At 67.4% G+C, this 22,081-nt stretch carries 12 protein-coding genes; 8 read left to right on the top strand and 4 right to left on the bottom strand.

What is annotated here, in order from left to right:
- Positions 1-81: 81 nt before the first annotated feature.
- Positions 82-12,474, top strand: a complete 12,393-nt coding sequence (locus N5C25_RS06460) for a filamentous haemagglutinin family protein (RefSeq protein ID WP_279936630.1) — start codon at positions 82-84, stop codon at positions 12,472-12,474.
- Between the two features lie 209 nt (positions 12,475-12,683).
- On the opposite strand, the gene N5C25_RS06455 is transcribed toward N5C25_RS06460, so the two are convergent.
- Genes N5C25_RS06455 through gspH form a run of 3 tightly spaced genes read right to left on the bottom strand, consistent with a single transcriptional unit; the run spans position 12,684 to position 14,100 of the window.
- Positions 12,684-13,298 carry a prepilin-type N-terminal cleavage/methylation domain-containing protein gene (locus tag N5C25_RS06455; protein ID WP_279936629.1) on the bottom strand — a complete coding sequence of 205 codons (615 nt, stop codon included), beginning with the start codon at positions 13,296-13,298 and terminating at the stop codon, positions 12,684-12,686.
- Positions 13,295-13,645 carry a type II secretion system minor pseudopilin GspI gene (gene gspI / locus N5C25_RS06450; RefSeq protein WP_169448451.1) on the bottom strand — a complete coding sequence of 117 codons (351 nt, stop codon included), beginning with the start codon at positions 13,643-13,645 and terminating at the stop codon, positions 13,295-13,297. The genes N5C25_RS06455 and gspI overlap by 4 nt, the downstream gene beginning before the upstream one ends.
- An 8-nt stretch (positions 13,646-13,653) precedes the next feature.
- Entirely contained in the window at positions 13,654-14,100 is a 447-nt protein-coding gene (gspH, locus tag N5C25_RS06445) for a type II secretion system minor pseudopilin GspH (RefSeq protein ID WP_058980548.1), read from the bottom strand.
- Positions 14,101-14,215: 115 nt separating this feature from the next.
- On the opposite strand from gspH, the gene N5C25_RS06440 reads away from it, so the two are divergent.
- Positions 14,216-14,665 carry a general secretion pathway protein gene (locus N5C25_RS06440; protein WP_279936628.1) on the top strand — a complete coding sequence of 150 codons (450 nt, stop codon included), beginning with the start codon at positions 14,216-14,218 and terminating at the stop codon, positions 14,663-14,665.
- 90 nt (positions 14,666-14,755) lie between these two features.
- Here N5C25_RS06440 and N5C25_RS06435 read toward each other — a convergent pair whose 3' ends face one another.
- The gene (locus N5C25_RS06435) at positions 14,756-15,091 is read right to left on the bottom strand and encodes a hypothetical protein (protein ID WP_058980549.1); all 336 of its coding nucleotides are present in this window, start codon (positions 15,089-15,091) and stop codon (positions 14,756-14,758) included.
- A gap of 201 nt (positions 15,092-15,292) precedes the next feature.
- Here N5C25_RS06435 and N5C25_RS06430 point away from each other — a divergent pair, with 201 nt between their 5' ends.
- The 6 genes from N5C25_RS06430 (at position 15,293) to N5C25_RS06405 (ending at position 22,076) form a co-directional block, all read left to right on the top strand.
- Positions 15,293-16,909: a ShlB/FhaC/HecB family hemolysin secretion/activation protein gene (locus N5C25_RS06430; RefSeq protein WP_279936627.1), complete on the top strand. Its 1,617-nt coding sequence runs from the start codon at positions 15,293-15,295 to the stop codon at positions 16,907-16,909.
- Between the two features lie 38 nt (positions 16,910-16,947).
- Positions 16,948-18,732 carry a MotA/TolQ/ExbB proton channel family protein gene (locus tag N5C25_RS06425; RefSeq protein WP_279936626.1) on the top strand — a complete coding sequence of 595 codons (1,785 nt, stop codon included), beginning with the start codon at positions 16,948-16,950 and terminating at the stop codon, positions 18,730-18,732.
- A gap of 10 nt (positions 18,733-18,742) precedes the next feature.
- Positions 18,743-19,156 (top strand): biopolymer transporter ExbD, encoded by a 414-nt coding sequence (locus tag N5C25_RS06420; RefSeq protein ID WP_005409874.1) that lies wholly within the window; start codon positions 18,743-18,745, stop codon positions 19,154-19,156.
- Positions 19,157-19,195: 39 nt separating this feature from the next.
- Positions 19,196-19,861, top strand: coding sequence for a cell envelope integrity protein TolA (locus tag N5C25_RS06415; RefSeq protein ID WP_251102684.1), 666 nt, complete (start codon positions 19,196-19,198; stop codon positions 19,859-19,861).
- 42 nt (positions 19,862-19,903) lie between these two features.
- Entirely contained in the window at positions 19,904-21,649 is a 1,746-nt protein-coding gene (locus N5C25_RS06410; RefSeq protein WP_279936625.1) for a putative porin, read from the top strand.
- 97 nt (positions 21,650-21,746) lie between these two features.
- A complete protein-coding gene (locus N5C25_RS06405; protein WP_279936624.1) occupies positions 21,747-22,076 on the top strand; it encodes a hypothetical protein in 330 nt (109 codons plus the stop codon).
- The last annotated feature ends 5 nt before the right edge of the window (positions 22,077-22,081 follow it).

The following is a 22,081-nucleotide window of genomic DNA, read 5'->3' as shown; positions in this document are numbered from 1 at the left end:
GAGGTGCAGGGCGTGCCTCGCGCAGGCCCATCCGTACACACGCCGCCGCCGACGCGGCCCATCAGGTTGACGAGGTCCCCGATGTCGCACCCGCATTCGCCCACCGCCCGTTTCCCTGCTGCCCTGTGGCGCAGCCACCCGATGGCCTGGGCCGTCGCAGTGGCCCTGGGCAGCGTGGTGGCTCCGGCCACTCAGGCCCAACAGGCATTCAGCCCCGGCTGGTTCGCCGAGCGCGGTGCGGCGCAGGGCGCGGCGGCACAGAGCGGGCGCATGCCCAACGGCGTGCCGATCCAGTTCCAGCTGCCCGCACAGCAGCAGGATGCAGCGCGGCAGAAACTGCAGCAGTCCATCGACAACCTCGGCACAGCCGCGCAGGCCATCGCCCTGCAGCAGCGCCTGCAGGAGCAGGCACGGCAGGCGCGCCGCGAGGCGGGTTTCGTAGTGGCCGATGGCCTGGGCAAGGATGGCCTGAAGGTTGACGAGAATCCATTGACGCGTGGCTGGATCAATGCGCGCGAAGCGATCCAGTCGCGGGCGGCCGACGGGCGGGTGCTGGTCAACATCGAGCAGACCGCCGACCAGGCGATTCTGAACTGGGAAACCTTCAACATAGGTGGCAACACCACGCTGAATTTCCTGCAGAACCCCGACTGGGCCGTGTTGAACCGGGTCAATGATCCCGCCGCAAGGCCCAGCCAGATCCTTGGCCAGCTGAAGGCCAATGGCACGGTGTTCGTGGCCAACCGCAACGGTGTGGTGTTCGGCAACAACAGCCAGGTCAATGTCCGCAACCTGGTGGCGGCGGCCGCGCGCATCAGCGACGCGCAGTTCCGTGAGCAGGGTCTGTACAGTGCCGAGGCGAACACCTCGGCGCTGACCGACGCCGTAGGCAAAGTCATGGTCGAACGCGGTGCACGCATCACCACGCACGAACCGACCACGGCAACGCGGGGCGGTGGCTATGTGCTGCTGGCTGGGCACAGCGTGGAGAACGCGGGCCAGATCGAGACGCGCAAAGGTCAGACCCAGCTTGCCGCCGGCGACAGTTTCGTGATCCGTCGTGGCGTGGGCACGGCGCAGAACACTGCATCGACCACCCGTGGCAACGAGATCGCACCGCGCTTCGTCGCTGACAGCACGGCCGGCAGCGTTCGCAACAGCGGTCTGATCCAGGCACGCGAGGGCGACATCACCCTGGCCGGCCGCACGGTCGAACAGGCCGGCGTTGCGGTTGCGACCACCACGCTGAATCAGCGCGGCACCGTACACCTGCTGAATTCGGCGTCCGATGCGGCGGGCAGTGTGACCCTGGCCTCCGGCTCGACCACTGCAGTACTGCTGGAAGACGATGGCAAGAGCACGGCGCTGGACAGCCAGCGCGATGCCCTCATCAGGGAATCGGCCGAGCAGGACAAGCTTCGCGGTGGCAGCAACAGTGGCACCTTCGACAATCTCTCGCGCCTGCAGGACCGCCGCGAGCAATCGCGCATCGAAGTCGTCTCCGGCGGCGATGTGAACTTCCAGGCCGGCGCGCTGGCGGTAGCCACCGGCGGCCAGGTAATCGCGGACGCCAGCCGACGCAGCTATCTGGATGATGGCGCGCGCGTGGACGTCTCCGGTGCGGTGGGCGTGCAGGTGGCGATGGAAAGCAACAACGTCAAGGTGAAGGTGCAGGGCAACGAGCTGCGCGACTCGCCGGACAATCGTGACAGCGGCAAGCTGATCAGCAGCGAGGTGTGGATCGACCGCCGCCAGTTGATCGAAGTCGCCGCCGGTACCGGTGGCTATGACGGCACGCGCTGGTATGCTGGCGGCGGCCTGCTGGAAGTGGGTGGCTACCTGGACAATCAGGGGCATTCGATCAGCGAATGGGCGGCGCAGGGCGGCACTGTCCAGCTGGCAGGCAAGGAAGTGGTGAGCCACGCCGGTTCGCGCATCAATCTGGCCGGCGGCAGCCTGGATGTGCAGTCCGGCGTGGTGCAGCAGAGCTGGCTGCGTGGCCGCGATGGCCAGTTGTACCGGCTTGACGATGCACCGGCCGAGATGCTGTACGACGGTCTGTACCAGGGTTATGAAGTGAAGCAGGAACGGTGGGGAGTGACCGAATCGTTCCGCAATCCGCTGGTGGCGCCCACCCAGCGTTTCGACAATGGCTATACCGTGGGACGCGATGCTGGCCGTCTGCTGATCTCGGCGCCCACGGCTGTCCTGCAGGGCCAGGTGGATACGGTGGCCTTTCAGGGCCTGCAGCAGACGCGCCGCCCCGACCAGGGGCAGGACGGATACGCGCAGGCACAGACGGCGGCGGCCCGCAACGCCCAGCTCTGGCTGGGGCGTTTCGACAACAACGGCCGAAGTGCAGTGTTCGATTCGCGGATCCGCATCGGAGCGCTCCAGGCCGACACCCGGTCATGGACGTTGCAGGCGCCGATCGGGGAAGCACAGCGCAATACCGTGTGGTTGGACAGTGAGGTGCTGAGCGCCCAGCGATGGGGGCAGGTGGACCTCGCTTCGGCCGGCCGTATCGACCTCGATGGCACGCTCAGGTTGCAGGAGGGCGGCCGGCTTGGGCTCACCGCAAGCCGCGTCAGCTTCGGTGGAACGGTGCAGATTGCCGGCGGGCAGGTGGAAGCCGGAAATCTGCTTGCGGCGCTTGGCGGGCCCACGGCATTGCTGACGTCCGGACGTGGTGCGGTGGATGTCGCGGCCGGCGCCCGGATCGATCTTGGCGGTGGCTGGAGCAACGCGCTTGCAGCGCCGGAGGGCGGTCCCGCACAGGCGTGGATCGACGGCGGGCAGGTGCGCTTCAACAGCAGCCACGATATCGACGTGGGCCAGGGAGCAGCGATTCTGGTTGATGCCGGCGGTGCGATCGATGCCAACGGCAAGGGGCGCGTCGGCAAGGGCGGCAGCGTCAGTCTGCTCGCGGCCAGCACCGAGGTCGCCACCGACGGCAGCGGCCGGCTGGGCTTCGGCGAGGGCGCGCGCTTCAGCGCGCTCGGCAATGGCAGCGGCAACTTCATATTGGCAACCGGCGGTGCGGTGTCTATCGGCGTGCCTGGCACGGAAGCATCGGCAGCCTCGCTGCGATTGCAGGCAGCGCTGTTCAACAGCGGCTTCGCCGGCTATGACATCGCCGGTCACAACGGTTTGACGGTTGAAGAGGGCACCCCGCTGCAGGTGCAACGACCTGCGCTGCGCTTGGCCGACGGCGCAGCACAGGCTCTGGTCCGCGAGCAGGGCGTGCAGGCCTGGATGCCATCGTTGTACGAGGCCGATCCGAGCAGTGGTCGCGTGTCGCAGCGTGGCGGCGCGAGCCTGACACTGCGCGCGGGGCATCTGCTGTCCACGGCCGACCTGCGCGTTGGCAAGGGGGCCAGGATCGAGGTCGACCCGGGCCAGTCGATCGAACTGTCCAGCGCCGGCAACCTGAGCGTGGCCGGTCATCTGAAGGCAGCCGGCGGCCGCATCCGCCTGGATGAGGCGTTCGATCCATCCGGTGTACGTGGTGATGCACGCCGCGAGCGCCAGTGGACGATCGCCGATGGCGCGCTGCTGGACGTGAGTGGCGATACCGTTTCGCTGCGCGACGCGCGCGGGACGTTGCGCGGGCAGGTGCGCAAGGGCGGAACGATCGAGATCGGGGGCGCGCTGGACTGGGAAGACCAGGACAACGTACGCCACCTGCCACCCGATACCTTCGTGGTGGTGGAGCGTGGGGCGCGGCTGGATGCCTCCGGTGCGTCGGCGCTGCTCGATATCGATGGCAGCGGGCGCACCCGCGTGGACAGCGATGGCGGCAGCATCGTGCTGCGCAGCGGCAATTCCCTGTACCTGCAGGGTGAACTGGACGCAGCGGCCGGCGGCGACGGCGCGCGCGGCGGCACCCTGGGGGTTGCCTTCGGTGGTGGCACCTACGGCAGGACGGCAAACGGCAAGGACGTGCTGGCACCGCGGATGATCTCACTGACCCAGCACGCCGCGCAGACGGCGGACCTGCCTGCACGCCTTGAGTACGGCCATGCGGCACTGTCGGTGGAGCAGATCGAGGCCGGTGGTTTCGATCATCTGTCCCTGTTCGGTGACATCCGTGCGCAGGGGGATGTCAATCTGCGCATGGACCAGAGCCTGCGCATCCAGGGCTTGAACGAGCGTTACCTCGGCTTCGTCCCGGGTGGCAGCGAGGGCGGCCACCTGCAACTGGCCGCGCCGTATGTCCGCCTTGCGCAGGGCCGCTGGTGGCAACCGGCCGGCGAAGGCACGTTGCGCCCGCTGGAGGCGCCCCTCGACGCCGGCCGGCAGCATCGCCTGGAGGTGGGCGCCGATCTGATCGACCTGCGCGATGTGACCTGGCTGGCGGGCTTTGATCAGGTCGCGCTGCGCAGCCGCGGTGACATCCGCTTGCTGGCCCCGGTCGCCAGCAGTTCGCTGGTCTCCACGCTGGCAAGCCCGGGGTCTATCGACATCAGCGCCGCACGCCTGTACCCGGCAGCCCGGGCCAAGGGACGCATCGTGGCCGGCGTCCCCGACATCGGACCTTCAGGCGAGCCGTTCTGGCAGAACCCCGACGCCGTGCTGCGCATTCATGGCATTGCAGGCGGCGCGCAACCGGCACCGGATTCTGCGTTCGGAAGCCTGGCGCTGGTGGCGGCGACGGTGGTGCAGGGCGGCAATGTGCAGGTGCCGTGGGGCCATGTGCAGCTCGGCGGCCGGAAGTTCAACGCCGATGTGGCCGGCCGCGTCGACCTGCTTGCAGGCAGTGTGACGTCGGTGAGCGGAGCGGGCCTGCAGCTGCCGTTTGGCGGCACCGTGGATGGTGTTGGCTGGCGCCGCAACGGTGCCGACTTCGATGTGCTGGGCCCCGGCTCGAACAACATCCCGATCGGTATCGACATCGTGGCCAACGCCTTCAATGGCGTGGCGGGCAGCGTGCTGGACATGTCCGGCGGCGGCGAGCTGTCCGGCGCTGCATTCGTGGCCGGACGGGGTGGCTCGGTGGACGTCCTGCGGCATGCGCTGGCGGATGCGAACCCGCGCTACCGCTTCAGCGGCAGTGACAATGCGGTCTACGCGATCATGCCGGGACGCTCGGGCACGCAGGCGCCGCAGGCGCTCGCTGACGGCAGCGCCGATCCGCGCGTTGGCCAGCAGATTGTCATCCCTGCCGGGGTTCCAGGCCTACCGGCGGGAACCTACACGCTGCTGCCGGCCAGCTACGCACTGCAGAAGGGCGCATTCCGCGTCGAAGTCGGGGCTGAAAGCGCCGTCGGCAGCCGACAGCCAGTGGCGACCGGCACCGGTTCCTGGCGCGTCAGTGGACACCAGGCGCAGAGCCTGGGGGGTGGAGTCTCATCGCTGCTCACTGATCTGGTGCTGACGCCGGCGGATGTGGTGCGCCGCCATGCCAGCTACAACGAGACCTCCTACAGCGCGTTCGTACAGGGCGTGGCCGAGCGGCGTGGTGAAGCACTGCGCTGGCGGCCAACGGATGCCGGCAACCTCAACCTGGTGCTGGGTGATGGCGCCGGACGTTCGAGCGTGCCAGCCGCGATCTTCCAGGGCGTGTCACGCTTCAACGCCGGCAGCAATGACGGACGGGGCGGCACGCTTTCGGTCAATCTGCTCGCTTCCAATGAGGCGATGCTGGAGATCGCCACCCAGGGCGTTAGTGCCGGCAGTGGAAGCGGTGCCACCCTCTTCGATTCGGCGCTCAATGCGTTCCGCCCGGAAACGATGCTGATCGGCGGCGTGCTGCGACGTGACGCGACGACTTATTCGCTGGAGGGCAGTGCGCAGCACATCGTGGTGCGCAACGGCGTCACCCTGACGGCGCAGGAAGTGCTGCTGTCGGCTGCGTTCGGGGGCAAGGGGATCCTGGTCGAGCAGGGCGCTTCGATCGATACCTTGGCCGGAGCCGATCCCTCGCGCGCGGCGCAGCCCACGGCGCCCTATCTGGTGTCGGGCGGCCTGCTTGCCGTGTCCAACCAGCGCTTGACGGCGCTTAGTGCGCAGGGCGGCAGTGCCGCCGGTCCGGTGGCGATCGACATCGGCGGATGCGAGTTGGACTGCAGTGGCCAGACCCGGTTGCTGTCGGCAGGCAGCATCAATGTGGTCACCGACGGCGCCTTGAACATTGGCGACGCAGTGAGCTATGGAACGCGCCAGCTCGGCCTGGGCATGTCGGCCCTCAACCTCGGTAGTGCCGAAGCCATTGCGACGGCAGCGGCAGCTGGTGGCCTGCCGGCCGGCATGACCATGAACCAAGAGGTACTGCAGCGATTACTGCGCGGAAACACCGCCACCGGCGCGCCGGCGCTGGAGGCGCTCAGCCTGACCGCGCGCGATGCCATCAATGTGTTCGGCAGCGTGGACCTGGATACGCGTGACAGTGCGACCGGCCGCAGCAGTCTGCGCAGTCTGGTGCTGGGTGCCCCTGCCATTCACGGCTACGGCAGCGCTACCGACCGCGCGCGCATCTTCGCCGATACGCTGGTCTGGGACGGTACGCTGGCCGGCACCGCATTGGCCGGCGGTGAGCAGACCCAACCAGCCGGCGAGGCGATGGTGGGCCGGCTTGGCCAAGGGCAGCTGGAGATCAATACGCGGGTGCTGGAGCTGGGGCGTGCGCCCTTCACCCGGTCCAGCTCGACGGTGGCCGCAGATCGCCAGGTGCTCGGCTTCGCCGGCGTAACGCTGGCGGCGTCGGATCGCATGCTGTTCTCCGGCAAGGGCAGCCTGGACGTCTTCCAGCGCCAGGGCGACTACGTGGCAGGCAGCGGCTGGCAGTTGAATGGCGGCGCGCTGGATATCGTCACCCCGCTGCTGACCGGCAACGCGGGTGCGCAGCTGGCCATCCGCAATGGAGGAACGGTGCAGCTGCGCGGTGCTGCGGCGACCACGGGCAGCGATGCGTTGGGTGCAGAGTTGTCGATCACGGCCGAACGGATCGGTATCGACAGCCGCGTGGCGCTGGCGTCCGGCCGGTTCGAAGCCAATGCCCGCCAGGGCATGACGCTTGGCAGCAACGCGGTGCTTGACATGGCCGGCCGCAAGGTCAGCCTGTTCGACGTGGACAAGTACAGCTGGGGCGGCGACGTGGCGCTGACGAGCCGCGAAGGTGACATCGTTGCCGACGCCGGGTCGCGTATCGATCTTTCCGCCCGCAACAACCGCGGCGGCCGCCTGACCGTTGCTGCACTGGGCTCGCAGGGCGGCCGTATCGATCTGGCCGGGACCCTGCTGGGCGGCGCCAGCGGTCGCTACGATGCCGGTGGAACCGAAGTGCCCTATGACGGTGGCGAGCTGGTGGTGCGTGCACGCCAGTTGCAGGACTTCTCCGGCCTGAACGCTCGGCTTACCGCCGGTGGCATCACCGGTGGCCGGACCTTCCAGTTGAGTGAAGGCGACCTGGTGATCGGCGATGAGGTGAGGGCCCGAAACGTTGATATCAGCGTCGATGGCGGCAGCCTGCAGGTCAATGGCCGCGTTGATGCCAGTGGCGAACAGGTCGGCAGCATCCGCCTGTCCGCCCGCGACGTGCTGCGTATCGATGGCACATTGGACGCGCATGGCAGCGGCCTGCGCGTGGACAGCTACGGCAAGATCATCGACAGCCCGAACCGGGCCATGATTGAACTGACCTCGGCCAACGGCAGCCTGCAGCTGGGTGCGGCTTCCTCGATGGACCTGCGCGCCGGTACGTCGGTGGCGACCGGTAGCGGCCCGGGCCAGAACGACGGCCGCGCACGCGGCAGCGTCAAGCTCAACGTGCCCCGTGTGGGAAGCAACGATGCAGCAATCGAAGTAGCCAGCGGCATCCGCATTGCCGGCGCCGGCGACCTCCAGGTCAACGCCTTCCGCAGCTACGATTCGGCGCCGCTGGCCAGCGCTCCAGACGTGCACGGCCATCGTCCGCAGGTGATCAACCAGCAATGGCTGGATACGGTGGTGGACCCGGACAACAGCCTGTGGATGAATGCCGCGCTGGCCAATACGGGATTGCAGCAGCGCACCGGCGCCCTGGGCAGCTACCGCCTGCGCCCCGGCGTGCAGCTGGTGGCGCGGAGCAGCGGTGACAATCCGCGTGGCGACCTGGTGGTGGCCGGTGATATCGATCTGTCCGGCTACCGCTATGGACCGCAGTCGAACCGGACTGATCCAGCGCGCCGTGGCTTCGGTGAATCGGCCGCGCTGGTGCTGCGCGCCGAGGGCGATATCAACGTCTACGGCAGCATCAACGACGGTTTCGCACCGCCGCCTGCCAACCCGGATGAAGACGGCTGGGTGCTGCTGGAAGGGCGGAGCGCGGGCTCGCCGAACACCGCATTTGGTGGCGATCTGATCGTGCCCGGCGAGGGCGTCAAGCTCCAGATCGGTACTGAGTTCCGCGCCGGTGCGACACTGAATTACGACCTGCCGTTCCAGGCGCTGACATTGCCGTCGGGTACGGTGCTGCCGGTGGCCATGACACTTTCCGCAGAGCTCACGCTGCCCGCCGGCAGTGTGCTGGGGGCGGCGGTGACCACCGATGGCGGCCAGGTGCTGGCAGCAGGCACCGTGCTGGCCCAAGCGCTCACCCTTCAGGCAGGCGCACGGCTGGGCGCCGGCTTCCGCCTGCGCAATCCGGCACCGGTGGCGGCCCAGGTCTGGCCTGCCGGAGTGGCGTTGCCGATGGTGATGCGGCTCTCCGGCGCGCTGGATCTGCACGCCGGTGCCATCATCCCCTCGATGACCAAGGTGGAACTGGCCGGCGACGCTCCGGTGAAGCTGCGGGTGGCCGACGCCAGCGGCCGACAGGGGCGCAATTGGGCGTTGGCCTCGATGTTGCCCGAAGGGACCACGTCATGGGACCTGACTGCGGTGGCTGGTGCAGATACAGCGTCTGCCGATCCGCGCACGCGTCGCTGGGGCAGTGACGGCAGCATCGTGCTCGCCGACAGCCACTACAGCACCATCGGTACAGTGACCACCACGACGGAATGGAAAGGCGATCGTGTCGTCAACCTGGAAGGTTCGCTGTTCTGGTGGGGGGACGACAGTCTGGTCGGCAAGTCGCCCCGGGAGGCGGCTGAAATGCTGGGTGTCGCCGAAGGTGACATCTGTGAACTGGGACCGTTCTGCGGCGCGGCGCCGCGCCTGGTGGACAAGGAGGGTTCGCTGATGTGGTGGGGGGACGAGTCCTGGGTCGGCAGGCCTGCGTCGGAACTTGGCGCCGAGATGGGCATGTCCGAGGAAGATATCTGTGCAGTCACCGGTTACTGCTACGGCGGCGGCACGCTTACCGAAGTCACCACCTACGGCAAGCGCCTGGGCTCGCCGGCCTGGAGCGTGTTGCGTACCGGCAAGGGAGACCTGGCGCTGCTGGCGGCGCAGGACGTGCGCATGAAATCCGGCTTCGGTGTCTACACCGCAGGTACGCCCACCCATCTGGGTGATGGCAGCGATCCGCGCTTCAACGCGGCGCGTGCGCCGAAGCCGGAGAACACCTTGCTGCTTGGTTCGACCCAGGCCTCCGGGGCCTACGACGCGGCCCTCGCCAGCTATCAGGCGTGGTATCCGGACCAGGGCGGCAATCTGCGCATCGAGGCGGGGCGCGACATCATCGGCGATACATGGAGCTTCCGCGCGGAATCGGGCACGGTCCAGCGCGACCAGGCTGGCCACTCAAGCGCAGCGGTGGGCAACTGGTTGTGGCGGCAGGGAACGGGCACCACCGGCGGTGTCGTGCAGACGCCGACCAGTTGGTGGATCAATTTCGGAACCTACAGCACGGTGAGGCCCGAACTGGATGCAACCCCCCGCCTGGTGGGCTTTACCGGGTTCGGGACGTTGGGGGGCGGCAATCTGAGCCTGGACGCAGGCCGCCATATGGGCATGCTGGACAGCATGGGCAACGCGCTGGGATACGAGATCTCGCCGCATTCGAGTGCGCTTTCGGTCGCGGTCGGATCAACCGGGCGCGTGGTCGATGGCCAGTTGCATGTCACCGGCGGTGGTGACATGGCCCTGCGCAGCGGAGGTGCACTGAATCCGGGCCTGCGTGCCAGCAGTCGTGGCAGCACATCGGATCAGCAGGACCTGGACGTCAATGGCGTGGTGACCAATGTTCGTGGCAACACCCGCATCGACGCTGCGCGCATTGGTGGCCTCAGTGCAGTCCAGGCCAGCTATGGGCAACTGGGCCTGAAGGATCCGCTGGTGGCCGACAGCCCGGTTGCGATGGCCGGACCGGTGCTGGTGCTGGGCGACTCAACCGCGCAGTTGCAGGCGCGCGGCGACGTGGTGCTGGGTAGTGCCGCCGATCCAGGCCGGGTTCCCGTGGCCAATTTCAACACGATCGGGCTGGATGATGGCAGCCGCGCGTCTGGCACGAGCTGGTTCTCGCTATGGACGCCGCGCACCGCGCTGGACCTGTTCTCCGCCGGCGGGAATCTGTCGCCGGGCCTGGTGGGCACGCAGCATGCGAGCGGCAGCAATCAGGCCAGGGAGGTGGTCGAAATCAACGCCAGCAATGGCGACATCTATCTCAACTACTGGTTGTATCCCTCCCGGTTCACCGCCATTGCAGCCTCCGGCAACATCAATCTCGCCAATCTGCGCAGCGGCAGTGTGCCTGATGCCCAGGACGTCATCCTGCTGGCGCCCTCGGCGTCGGGACGGCTGGAGGTGCTGGCGGGAGGATCGATCCTGGCCGCCAACCGAGCGACACAGATCGCGCGCTCCAGCAGTGATGCCCGCATCCCTGGTCCGTTCGATCCCGGCTTCATCGCGCAGGGGCCCGGAGACGCGGGAACGGTGCGCAGCAATGTATCCGTCGATGGGAACGCCGCCAGCCCTGACACCGTGCTGCCGTATTTCGCGTTCGGTCCCAATACCGCGCTTGGTGTGTCGTTGCCGGCTACGCCGACGGCGGTCAGCCGGTTCTATGCCGTGGCCGGCGATATCATCGGGCTGGGCAGCGGCAGCAGGCGGCAGCTCTCGCGCAATGGCCAGAATGGCGGACGTACCGTATTTGACTGGTTTGAGGCGGGTTCGGCGGTACGGCTGCGCGCCGGCCGCGATGTCATCAGCGCCGATGTCACCGCGCTCAACACCCGCGGAACCGATATCAGCGGGATCGAGGCGGGCCGGGACATCATCCGCAGCAATCTGACGGTGGCCGGCCCGGGCAATGTCGAGGTCAGCGCCGGTCGCCAGCTGCGCCAGGAAGAGGCAGGAAGCATCGTCAGCCGGGGCGGCATCGTGCAGGGCGATACGCGCCCGGGCGCAAGCATTGCCTTGACGGCGGGCAATCAGGCCATTGATTTCGATGCACTGCGCACGCGCTACTTGGATCCGGCCAACCTCGCCGATCCCTCGCAGTCGTTGGCTGCGCAGCCGGGCAAGGCGGTGAAGACCTACGACAAGGAGTTGAAGCAGTGGCTGCAGCAGCGCTTCGGCCTGGCCGCCGACGGCGCCGAGGCACTGGCTGCGTTCGACCGGTTGCCGAAGGAGCAGCAGCGGATCTTCCTGCGCCAGGTCTACTACGCCGAACTGCGCGAAGGTGGACGCGAGTACAACGATCGGAATGGGCCACGCGTTGGTTCTTACCTGCGCGGCCGCGAGGCCATCGCCACGCTGATGCCGGACAAGGATGCGACAGGTGCAACGATCCAGCGCACGGGCGATATCCTGATGTACGGAGGCTCTGGCGTGCGTACCGAAGCCGGCGGCAACATCGAGCTGATGGCGCCGGGCGGACAGATCGTGGTGGGTGTGCAGGGCGTGGTGCCGCCGGCCAGTGCCGGGCTGGTGACCCAGGGGCAGGGTGATATCCGGCTGTTCAGCCAGGACAGCGTGCTGCTGGGCCTGTCGCGGGTGATGACAACGTTCGGCGGTGACATCCTGGCCTGGTCGGAGCAGGGTGACATCAATGCCGGCCGTGGTTCGCAGACCACCTTGTTGTACACGCCACCGCGCCGCGTCTATGACGGCTGGGGCAATGTGCTCCTGTCGCCGCAGGCCCCGGCCAGTGGTGCAGGCATCGCAACGTTGAACCCCATTGCCGAAGTGCGGCCGGGCGATGTCGACCTGATCGCGCCGCTGGGCACCATCGATGCGGGCGAAGCTGGCATCCGCGTGTCGGGCAACATCAACCTGGCCGCGCTGCAGGTGCTCAACGCCGCCAACATCCAGGTACAGGGTGAAAGCAAGGGCCTGCCCGTGCTGGCCACGGTGAACGTCAACGCGCTGGCCTCGGCCAGTGCAGCAGCCAACAGCGCCAGCCAGGCGGCACAGGATGTGATGCGCAAGAGCCAGGATGATGCGCGGCGCAACCAGCCATCGGTGATCAGCGTGCAGATCCTCGGTTTCGGCAGCGGCACCAGCAGCATCAACCCGCCGGCGCGTGGCAATACTGCCAACGCTGGCTATGACGCCAACAGTGCCTTCCAGTTCCCGCAGGCAAGTCGCGACGAGGGCACGCAGCGCCGTTAGGCCTCTTGCAACGGTGCCGACCAACGGTCGGCACCCACCAGGGCAGGCCGGGCAGTAGAAGCCGCTCGGCGGTAGATCCACGCAATGCGTCGATGGCTTGGCCAGCTTCAGTGCCGACCAAGGTCGGCACCCACCAGGGCAGGCCCGGCAGTAGAAGCAGCTCGGCAGTAGATCCACGCCATGCCTGGATGCTTTGCCTGGGCAAAAGCCTAAAGCTCCAGCACCCGCCGGTAACTCAACGGCTCACGCCCATCGCGCAGGCCCAACCGCAGTTCAAGTCCCGTGGCCGGCATTACCTCGCCTTCGCTCGGCAACACGGCCCATCCCGTTCCTGGCTGCCAGGCCCGCACCTCGAACCGCTGCACGCCGTGCGCCACGGCAATGCCCTTCGACAGTTCCGGCGCCGGCAACGGATACTGGTCCGTAGCCGTACCACTGGCCCGCCACAGCGTATTGCCCTGCCGCCACCAGCGTACCCGTTGCCAGTGCAGCCCATCGCTGCCGACACTGCGGGTGATCTCCAGCGCGAAGCTCCCATCCGGGTGCCGCTCGCTCACCAGCGACGGCGGTAGCAACCGCTGCGGTTGATCGGCCGGCCGCACTGCGCCATTCATCAACGCATCGTCTGCGCGCATTTCGATATCACGCTGGAACTGCTGCAGCACGCGCAGCGCCGTCGTGGTCTCGGCATCGGCCTGGCGCAGGCGCTGATTGCTGTTGGCCACGCTGTCGAGCGCCCGCCAGCAGATCAGCGCCAGTACGCCCATGATGGTGATCGCAATCATCACCTCGATCAGGGTGAAACCGCGCACGGCGCGCGTCATTGCGCCGCCGTCCATGGCAACTGCATTCGCGCCAGCGACTGCCGGGGTGCATCTTCGGCAACCACGCTGAGCTCCAGCTGTGGCTGTCCGTCACTCCCGGTGCCGACATGCTGCAGCACCAGGAAACTGCTGCGCCCCTGCACGCAGCGCTGCCGTGCATCCTGCGGAGGCTGCCCGGCCAGGCGCAGCTCCTGCCAGCGGTCCTGCGCACACATTAGTGCCAGCCGGCGGTCGCGCAGGCGCGACTGATCATCGGTCGCCACCGCCACTGAACGCATCACCGCCGCCAACGCAATCGAAACGATCGCCAGTGCAATCAGTACCTCGATCAGGGTGAACCCGCGCATGTTCCGCTTCACTGCACGACCTGCAACTGTCCGCTGCCATCATCACGAAGACGCAGTTTGCGGCCATCCAGCGACAACCCAAGCTCCCAGGCGATACCGATCCACTCCGGGCTCAGCTCAATGGGGCTGGCGGGCTGCACCGCGATACCCGTTGCCTGCCACTTCTGCGGTCGCAGCAGATCATCGCGTTCAATGATCACCCAACCGCTGCCTTCGCGGCGGCTGAAACGATAGCCGTTGGCGTCGGCCTGCCAACGCAGGGGGCGGCCATCGATGCGTGCCTCATCGCGCGCCACCTGCAGGCGCTGCGCCAACCGCTCGGCTTCCTGTCGCAGCTGCCGGCCCGGGTCGAGCAGGCTGCCCAGGCCCAGCCCGATTCCGGCCGTGCAGATGCCGATGATCACCAGCACCACCATCAGTTCCAGCAGGGTGAAACCACGCTGCACGCGCTGCATCGACGTTGCCTCCTGTCCGTGTCGACACCTGCCAGCGTAGGCCTGCATGATGAAACAAAAGCGTCAGCCACAGCTGCTAGCGTAGGCGGAGACGAACGTGGCGGTGGTGCGGAACATGGATGGCAGGCGCTGGGATCGCAGTCGCATGTTGACCCTGCTGGCGGCGACGCTGCTGCTGGCCGTGGTGGCCTATTGGAGTGTCACCCTGTCTGCCGTGGCGCCAGCGGCCGCGGCCAGCGAGGCGAAGGCCGTGGCGCCGGTACGGCCGATGTTCGATGCAGTGGCGAGCCTGCCGCTGGTACGGCTGCTGTCCCCCGGTGCAGTGCAGACCGAGGTGGTGGTGCTGGGCGTGATGGCCGGTGACCATGCGCCATTGGCCCTGCTCTCGGTGGATGGACGCCCGGCGGAAGCGTATGCGCCCGGCCAACGGCTCGGACCCTGCACGGTGCTGGCCAGCATCAGTGCCAGCGCGGTGGAACTGAACCAGGCCGGGCAATCGCGTAGCCTCCCGGTGCCCGAGCTGCCGCCGGTGCCGAGCGATGGCATCGTGCCCGCGGTACCGTAGAGCCGAGCCTACGCTCGGCTGCGCCTGCGCGGCATCGCCGATGAATGCAAAGACAGCCGAGCATGGGCTCGGCTCTACAAAGGCGCTGGCTCAGCGCGCAGGTCGCTGCGGCACCACCGCGCGCCCGAACGCATCGCCCATGCGCTGTCGTGTGCCTTCCAGGTTGTACTGCATCAGCTGGTTGCCGGGCTGCCGCATCAGGCGCTCGGCTTCAGGAAGCGCCGGTGACTTCGCCGATTTCGGCGCCGCCGCCAGTTTGCGTTGCAGGCACTCCCAGGCGGGGATGCGCTCGCGGTTGACCTGCACTTCGATGCACGGCGCGGCCTCGTCCTGTTTCTTTGCCTCGTCGGCCCAGGCCGATGGCAACGCCAGCAACAAGGCAAGGGCAAGGGCAGGGCGAAGGCCCGCCTTCAACGGCTCACTCATCTCGAATCTCCTGCGACAACCGACGTTCTGCAATGAAGACGTGTGGCACGGGCAGTCTCCGCCGCTGGACGTTCCGGCGCTGTCAAAAGATGACAGTGCTGTCACAAAACTGTTGGCGGTTTTGACGCGACGTACACGTCCTGTTGGTAGACCCACGCGCCGCTCCATGGCCATTTCCTTCGATACGACGCGATGCCTTCGATGACTCCTGTTCCGTGCCGAGCCGTCCGCCTTCCGCTGCGCCTGCATCCGCTGGTGCTGGCCCTGGCGGCGCTGCCGCTGACATTGTTCGCGCAGGAGGCGGCGCCTGCGCCCAGCGTGAACATCAATGAATACATCGTGCGCGGCAACACCGTGCTCGATCCGCGCCAGATCGAGCGCGCGGTGGAGCCGTTCCTCGGCCCGGGAAAGACTCTGGCCGATGTCGAGAAGGCACGCGATGCAGTCAATGCGCTGTACCAGCAGGCGGGCTACCAGTCGGTCTACGTGGAGTTGCCCGAGCAGCAGGTCAGCGGTGGCGTGGTACTGCTGAAGGTACAGCAGACACCGATCGGCCAGCTGCGGGTCGTGGGAACGAAGCACGAATCGCCCGCGCGCATCCGCGAGCGCGTGCCGGCGCTGGCGGAAGGCAAGGTGCCGGACTTCGACCAGGCGCAGAAGGAACTGACCGCGCTGAACGAAGGTGGCCGCCGCCAGGTGATGCCGCTGGTACGGGAGGGCCAGGTGCCGGGCACGATGGATGTGGACCTGCAGGTCGAAGAGAAGTCGCCGTGGCGTGCCAGCGCGTCACTCAACAACGACCACAGCGCCGACACCGAGAAGCTGCGCCTGAGTGCGTCGCTGGCCTACGACAACCTGTGGAAGCGGGGGCACAGCGCCAACATCGGCGTGTACCTGGCGCCGGAAGATACAAAGCAGGCCAAGGTGTTCTCGGCCTCGTACACGATGCCGTTCGAAGGCACGCCGTGGAGCCTGGAAGCCTCCGGCTACAAGTCCGACAGCCGCGTGCTGAACGCGGGCGGGCAGGTCGGTACCGGCACTGGCACCAATGTGATCGGCAACGGTCATTCGATCGGTGTCAAGCTCAACTATCGACTGGCCGGCAGCAGCCAATGGTGGCGCCAGCTGAGCCTCGGCGTGGATTTCAAGGATACCGAGGAAGACACGCAGATGGGCAAGGAGAGCCTGAAGACGCCGCTGAAGTACGCGCCGATCACCCTGGGGTTTGTCGGTGTGCGCCAGGGGGAGCAGGATCAGTTGAGCATCAACACCCAGCTGGTGGCCGGTACCCGCCGCCTGTTCGGCTATGGCAGTGACGCCACCGCCTTCGGCCAGAAGCGCTACTGGGCCGATCCGAGTTTCGTCGCCTTCAAGGCCGACGTGGCCAACACCCACACCTTCAGCAGTGACTGGCAGTGGTATGCGCGTGGCTCGCTGCAGGTAACCGATGCGCCACTGGTGTCGGCCGAGCAGTTCGCTGCTGGCGGCATGTACACCGTGCGTGGCTACCTGTCGGCCGAGGCGATCGGCGACTACGGCGGCCTGGCCAGCCTGGAATGGCGCACCCCGGCGTGGTCGCTGTGGAGCGGCACCGACCTGCGTGTCTACAGCTTTGCCGACGCGGCCTACCTGCGCCTGCGCCAGCCGCTGCCCGAGCAGCGCGACAAGTACAACCTGGCCTCGGTCGGCTTGGGCGCGCAGCTGCGCCTGGGTGAGCACCTGCAACTGCGCCTGGACTACGCCTGGCCTTATGCCGATGGCCCGGTCACGCGCAAGGACGACCCGCGCCTGCATTTCAACATCAGCACCAGTTACTGACCCTTCCCTTGAACATGCGTTCTCCGGAGACCCTTCGCATGGACCGTTTGCTTTCCCGAGTGTTGTTGCTGCTGGCCGCGCTGGTTGCGCTGCCGGCCGCTGCGGCCGATGCCAATTGGTGGCAGGCCGAATGGAAGTACCGCAAGCCAATCACTGTCGACGCCGGCCCGCAGGGCGCGGGCCTGGCCGGTGACCCGGGTCGCACACCGCTGCTGCTGCGCCTGCATACCGGCAACTTCGGCTTCGACGGCACCCAGGATGCGGGCAACGACCTGCGCTTTGTCTCGGGTGATGGCCGCACCGTGCTGGCCCACCAGATCGAACAGTTCGATCCCAAGCTGGGCCTGGCGCTGGTCTGGGTGGACGTGCCGGCGGTCAGCGCTGCGGCACCGCAGACGATCTGGATGTACTACGGCAATGGGAAGGCCCCCGCCAGCGGCAATGGCCAGCAGGTGTTCGACCCGGACTACACGCTGGTCTACCACTTTGCCGAGGCCAATGCGCCGGCACGCGACACCACCGCCTATGGAAACAACGCCGGGGCCGTGGCGCCGCCGTCGGAAGGCTCGGTGATCGGCCGCGGCGTTCAGTTGGGCGCAGCCCCGCTGCCGCTGCCTGCCAGCGCATCGCTTGCGCAGGAGGCGGGCGCGCCGCTCACCGTTTCGGCCTGGATCAAGCCGGGCAGCAACAATGCCGCACAGGCGATCTACGCCCGTCGCGACGGTGCGTCCGAACTGGTGCTGGGCATCGAAAACCGGGTGCCGTTCGTGCAGCTCAATGGCCAGCGCAGCACGCCGGCGCAGCCGATTCCGGAAGGGCAGTGGGCGCATGTGGCGCTGACTGCGGAGAAGGGCGCACTGCAGTTGTACCTCAATGGCCGCGTGGTCGCCCGGCTGAGCGGCGAGCTGCCGGCGCTGACCACCGCGCCGGTGGTGGGCGCTGATGCGCCGGGCGCGGTGCAGCCGCTGGCCAATTTCGAGGGCGCACTGGATGAGCTGCGTATCTCGCGCGTGGCACGACCGGCGGCACTGCTGCTGGTCGATGCCACCGCACAGGGCGCCGACTCGCGCCTGATCAGCTACGGTGCCGACGAGCAGTCCGCCGGGCAGAGCCACTTCGCCTTCATCCTCAAGGCGATGCCGTTCGACGCCTGGGTGGTAGTCGCTATCCTCGGCCTGATGATGCTGCTGTCGTGGGCGATCATGATTGCCAAGGGGCGGCACTTCGGCCGTACCAGCAAGGCCAATGCAGTGTTCACCGAGAGCTTCGGCAAGCTGTCCGGTGTGCCGCTGCGCACCCTGTCCGACATGGACCGCCAGGGCAAGGCACCCACCGCGATGCACGACGGTTCGCTGTGGCGCATCTACCAGGTGGCCATCGATGAAATGCAGCAGCGCCACCAGCGCGATGGCAACAGCGGTTACCTCAGTGGCGCCACCATCGCCGCGATCCGCGCCTCGATGGATGCGGTGATGGTGCGCGAGCAGGAAGCGATGGCACGGCGCATGAACTGGCTGTCGACCACCATCGAAGGCGCGCCGTACGTGGGCCTGTTCGGTACCGTGATCGGCATCATGCTGGTGTTCGTGGTGGCAGCGATGGCCGGCGCGGTGGACATCAATTCGGTGGCACCGGGCATGGCCGCGGCGCTTCTGTGTACCGCAGCCGGCCTCGGCGTCGCGATTCCGGCGCTGTTCGGCTACAACTACCTGGGAGCACGTGCCGAGGCGATCGGCGCCGACATGGCGGTGTTCATCGACGAGTTCGCCGCGCGCCTGGCCGAAGAGCAGGACGGGCGCGGCCCGGCCGCGGTCCAGGGCTGAGGGGCGCGCCATGGGCCAGAAGGCGAAGTTCGGCATCAAGAAGCGCGAGAAGGGCATCAACGTGACGCCCTTCGTCGACGTGCTGCTGGTGGTGCTGGTGATCTTCATCCTGACCAGCAACGCCTCCATTCCCGGCATCGAGGTCAACCTGCCGAAGGCCAGCAACAGCGTCGCGCTGGAGAAGCCGAAGACCAAGGCGATCACCATCGACCCCAGTGGTCAGGTGTTCCTGGATGCCTATCCGGTGACGATGGCCGAGCTGGAAGACCGCCTGCGCACCGAGCGCGCGACCACGCCGGATTTCCCGGTGATCGTGCGCGGTGACGCGCAGGTGCAGTACGCCCGCGTGGTCGAGGTGCTGGACCTGCTGCGGCGGCTGGAGCTGGCCCAGGTTGGCCTGGTCACCGGCAAAGCGCAGGGCTGAGGCATGACGGCCCATCAACCCCCTCGGCCGGAGCCCGGCATGCGCGGTCGCCAGTTGCTGGTGACCGTCGCGTTGGTGCTGGCCGCTTTGCTGGTGCTCGGCATCGCCGTGTGGTGGATGCTGTTCAAGGACACCGCCAGCACCCGCCGGCCGGTGGTGCAGCCGCCGATGCTGGCGCTGCCACCACCCCCGCCGCCGCCGCCACCGCCGCCGGAAAAGCCACCGGAGCCGGAGACGCCGCCGGAAGAAGCGATGCCAGAGCCGGAACCTCTGGATCCGCCGACGCCGGCTGAAGAGCCAACGCCAACGCCGGACAACGCCGACCCGGTGACGATGAATGCTGATGCGCAGGCCGGCGGTGACAACTTCGGTATCCAGTCCGGCAGTGGCGGCGGCTCGTCCGGCGTCGGCCGCGGTGGTGCCGGCAATGCCACCTACGGGCGCTACCTCGGCTACCTGATGCAGCAGGCGATCTCGCGCGACGACAAGGTCAAGCGCCTGGCGTTCCAGCTGCAGGTGAATGTGTGGCTGTCCAACGATGGCCGCCTGGAAAAGGTCGAGCTGGTGCGCGGCAGTGGCAACGAGGAGGCCGACGCGGCCGTGCTCGATGCGCTGCGACGCATCGGCAAGGTCGACCAGGCACCGCCTCCGTCGCTCGATTTCCCCGCCCGCGTGCTGATCCAGGGCCGCCGGCCCGGGGCCTGATTCCCGACCTCCGTGATTTCCCTTCTTTCGATGAGAACCGTGATGAACGACCACGTCCGCGCACGAACCGACTCCCGCTGCTCGCGCCCGGCCCGACGGGCGCTGCTGTGCTGCGCCGTGCTGCTCAGCCTGGCCGCCCCGGCCGGTGCGAAGGCCGCCGAAACCACCATGGTCAAGCTGATCAAGGGCCTGATCGCCAGTGGCGCGCTGAAGCCCGAAGACGGCCAGGCATTGCTGGTGCAGGCCGAGGCTGAAGCAGCGGCCGCGTCGCGCACCGCGACCACCGTACCTTCGGCCGCCAGCGGTGGCGTGGCCCTGGAGGCCGGCGACGTGCGCGTGCCCTACGTGCCGCAGAGCGTGCGCGACGGCATCCGTGACGAAGTGCGCCAGGACGTGATGGCGCAGGCCAGGTCCGAGGGCTGGGCGGCACCGAACGAAGTGGCTGAGTGGACCAAGCGCATCAAGGTCACCGGTGACATGCGCGTGCGCAGCGAGTCGCGCTTCTTCTCCGAACGCAACAGCGACATCGTGAGCAACTGGTCGTCGATCAATTCCGGCAACGGCTTCGACACCAACACCAACACCAACCTGCAGCTGCCGCCTCTGCTGAACACCCGCCAGGACCGCCGCAACCTGTGGCGCATCCGCGCGCGCCTGGGCATCGAGGCCACCATCGGCCAGCACACCACGGCCGGCGTGCGCCTGGCCAGCGGCAGCAGCAATGGCCCGGTGTCGACCACCGAGCAGCTGGGTGGTGGCCTGAGCAAGAAGGACGTGTGGCTGGACCAGGCGTGGCTGGCCTACAGTCCGGCCGACTGGTTGACGGTGCGCGGTGGCCGCTTCGGCAATCCGTTCTGGACCAGCGACACGCTGTTCTCCAATGACCTGAACTTCGACGGTCTGGCCGCCAACCTGAAGTACGACTTCGACGGCGGTGATCTCGATGTGTTCGGCAACCTTGCGGTGGTACCGCTGGAGTACACATCCGACAATTCGCCGAACCGCAACCAGGTGAAGACGCCGAACGAGAACAAGTGGCTGTCCGGCGCACAGGTGGGCGTGAACTGGCGTTTCAACGATGACAATGCACTGCGCGCCGCGCTGGGCTACTACGATTTCAAGAACATCAGCGGCCGCCTGTCCTCGCCCTGCCTGCTGTACGCCGGCGCGGACGGCTGCGACACCGACTGGTCGCGCCCGGCGTTCATGCAGAAGGGCAACACCCTGATGCTGATCCGCGACATCGCGCGCAATCCGCTGGACCCGGCCAACACGCCGACCCCACAGTATGTCGGCCTGGCATCGGCCTTCCGGCTGGCTACCTTGAACCTGCGCTGGGACACGCAGCTGGCACAGGGCATGGGCCTGCGCCTGGATGGCGACTACATCCGCAACCTGGCCTACGACAAGCAGGCGATGTTCAGCCGCGCCAACAACGGCATCGTCAACAACTACGGCGCTGGTGGTACCGCCAGCATCGAGACCTTCCGCAGCGGCGACACGGCGTGGATGGTGCAGGCCACGTTCGGTGCTACCGACCTGAAGGAGAAGGGGCAGTGGCAGGCGCTGCTGGGCTACAAGCACATCGAGGCCGATGCGCTGCCCGATGCCTACAACGATCCGAACTTCCACCTGGGCGGTACCAACGCCCGCGGCTACTACGTGGGCGGCGCCTACGCGCTGGACGCGCGCAGCTGGATCAGCGGCAAGTGGATGGCGGCCAAGGAAGTGTCCGGTGCTCCACTGTCGATCGACGTGTTCCAGCTGGAGTTCAATACCGGCTTCTGAGTGGCGGCGTGATGCGGTTCACGGAGTGCGTGGCGGGGGCGCAGCGATGCGCCCGTCTAGGGAAAGGAGACCACGCGTTGTTCAGAAGGAGGAGTGGATGAGCCGTCGCAAACTGTTCGAGAGTCCCGAACCGTCCAGCCACGTGCTGGGCGTTGGACCGGCCTATGTTTCCGTCGAGGGCCTGCGCCAGCACCTGGCCGAGTTCCTGTTGTATGCGGGCCGCCCGGTGGTGATCATGCGCGGGCGCAGCGAAGTGGGCTATTTCCTGCCGGCGCGCTGCTGGCGCCAGCGTGACGACGATCCGCTGGCGGCGGCCGCCGCCGACCAGCTGTTGGACGCGGCCGGGTTCCAGGCCGAGGATATCCAGCAGGTGGAGCAGGAATTCAACGCGATGCGCCAGCGCACCGTGCTGCATTCACGGCGCTGAGCGGC

Source organism: Stenotrophomonas sp. GD03958, assembly GCF_029839005.1.
Classification (GTDB): Bacteria; Pseudomonadota; Gammaproteobacteria; order Xanthomonadales; family Xanthomonadaceae; genus Stenotrophomonas; species Stenotrophomonas hibiscicola.
The sequence above is the reverse complement of the archived record's forward strand: the minus strand, read 5'-3'. Positions and strand labels throughout refer to the sequence as shown.

What these genes read in the sequence shown, in the direction of transcription:
- N5C25_RS06430 (WP_279936627.1), top strand. Translation starts at nt 15,293, where the DNA reads ATGACTCCTGTTCCGTGCCGAGCCGTCCGCCTTCCGCTGCGCCTGCAT.
- gspH (WP_058980548.1), bottom strand. Translation starts at nt 14,100, where the DNA reads ATGCAGCGCGTGCAGCGTGGTTTCACCCTGCTGGAACTGATGGTGGTG.
- N5C25_RS06435 (WP_058980549.1), bottom strand. Translation starts at nt 15,091, where the DNA reads ATGAGTGAGCCGTTGAAGGCGGGCCTTCGCCCTGCCCTTGCCCTTGCC.
- N5C25_RS06405 (WP_279936624.1), top strand. Translation starts at nt 21,747, where the DNA reads ATGAGCCGTCGCAAACTGTTCGAGAGTCCCGAACCGTCCAGCCACGTG.
- N5C25_RS06425 (WP_279936626.1), top strand. Translation starts at nt 16,948, where the DNA reads ATGGACCGTTTGCTTTCCCGAGTGTTGTTGCTGCTGGCCGCGCTGGTT.
- gspI (WP_169448451.1), bottom strand. Translation starts at nt 13,645, where the DNA reads ATGCGCGGGTTCACCCTGATCGAGGTACTGATTGCACTGGCGATCGTT.
- N5C25_RS06415 (WP_251102684.1), top strand. Translation starts at nt 19,196, where the DNA reads ATGCGCGGTCGCCAGTTGCTGGTGACCGTCGCGTTGGTGCTGGCCGCT.
- N5C25_RS06440 (WP_279936628.1), top strand. Translation starts at nt 14,216, where the DNA reads ATGGATGGCAGGCGCTGGGATCGCAGTCGCATGTTGACCCTGCTGGCG.
- N5C25_RS06455 (WP_279936629.1), bottom strand. Translation starts at nt 13,298, where the DNA reads ATGACGCGCGCCGTGCGCGGTTTCACCCTGATCGAGGTGATGATTGCG.
- N5C25_RS06460 (WP_279936630.1), top strand. Translation starts at nt 82, where the DNA reads ATGTCGCACCCGCATTCGCCCACCGCCCGTTTCCCTGCTGCCCTGTGG.
- N5C25_RS06410 (WP_279936625.1), top strand. Translation starts at nt 19,904, where the DNA reads ATGAACGACCACGTCCGCGCACGAACCGACTCCCGCTGCTCGCGCCCG.
- N5C25_RS06420 (WP_005409874.1), top strand. Translation starts at nt 18,743, where the DNA reads ATGGGCCAGAAGGCGAAGTTCGGCATCAAGAAGCGCGAGAAGGGCATC.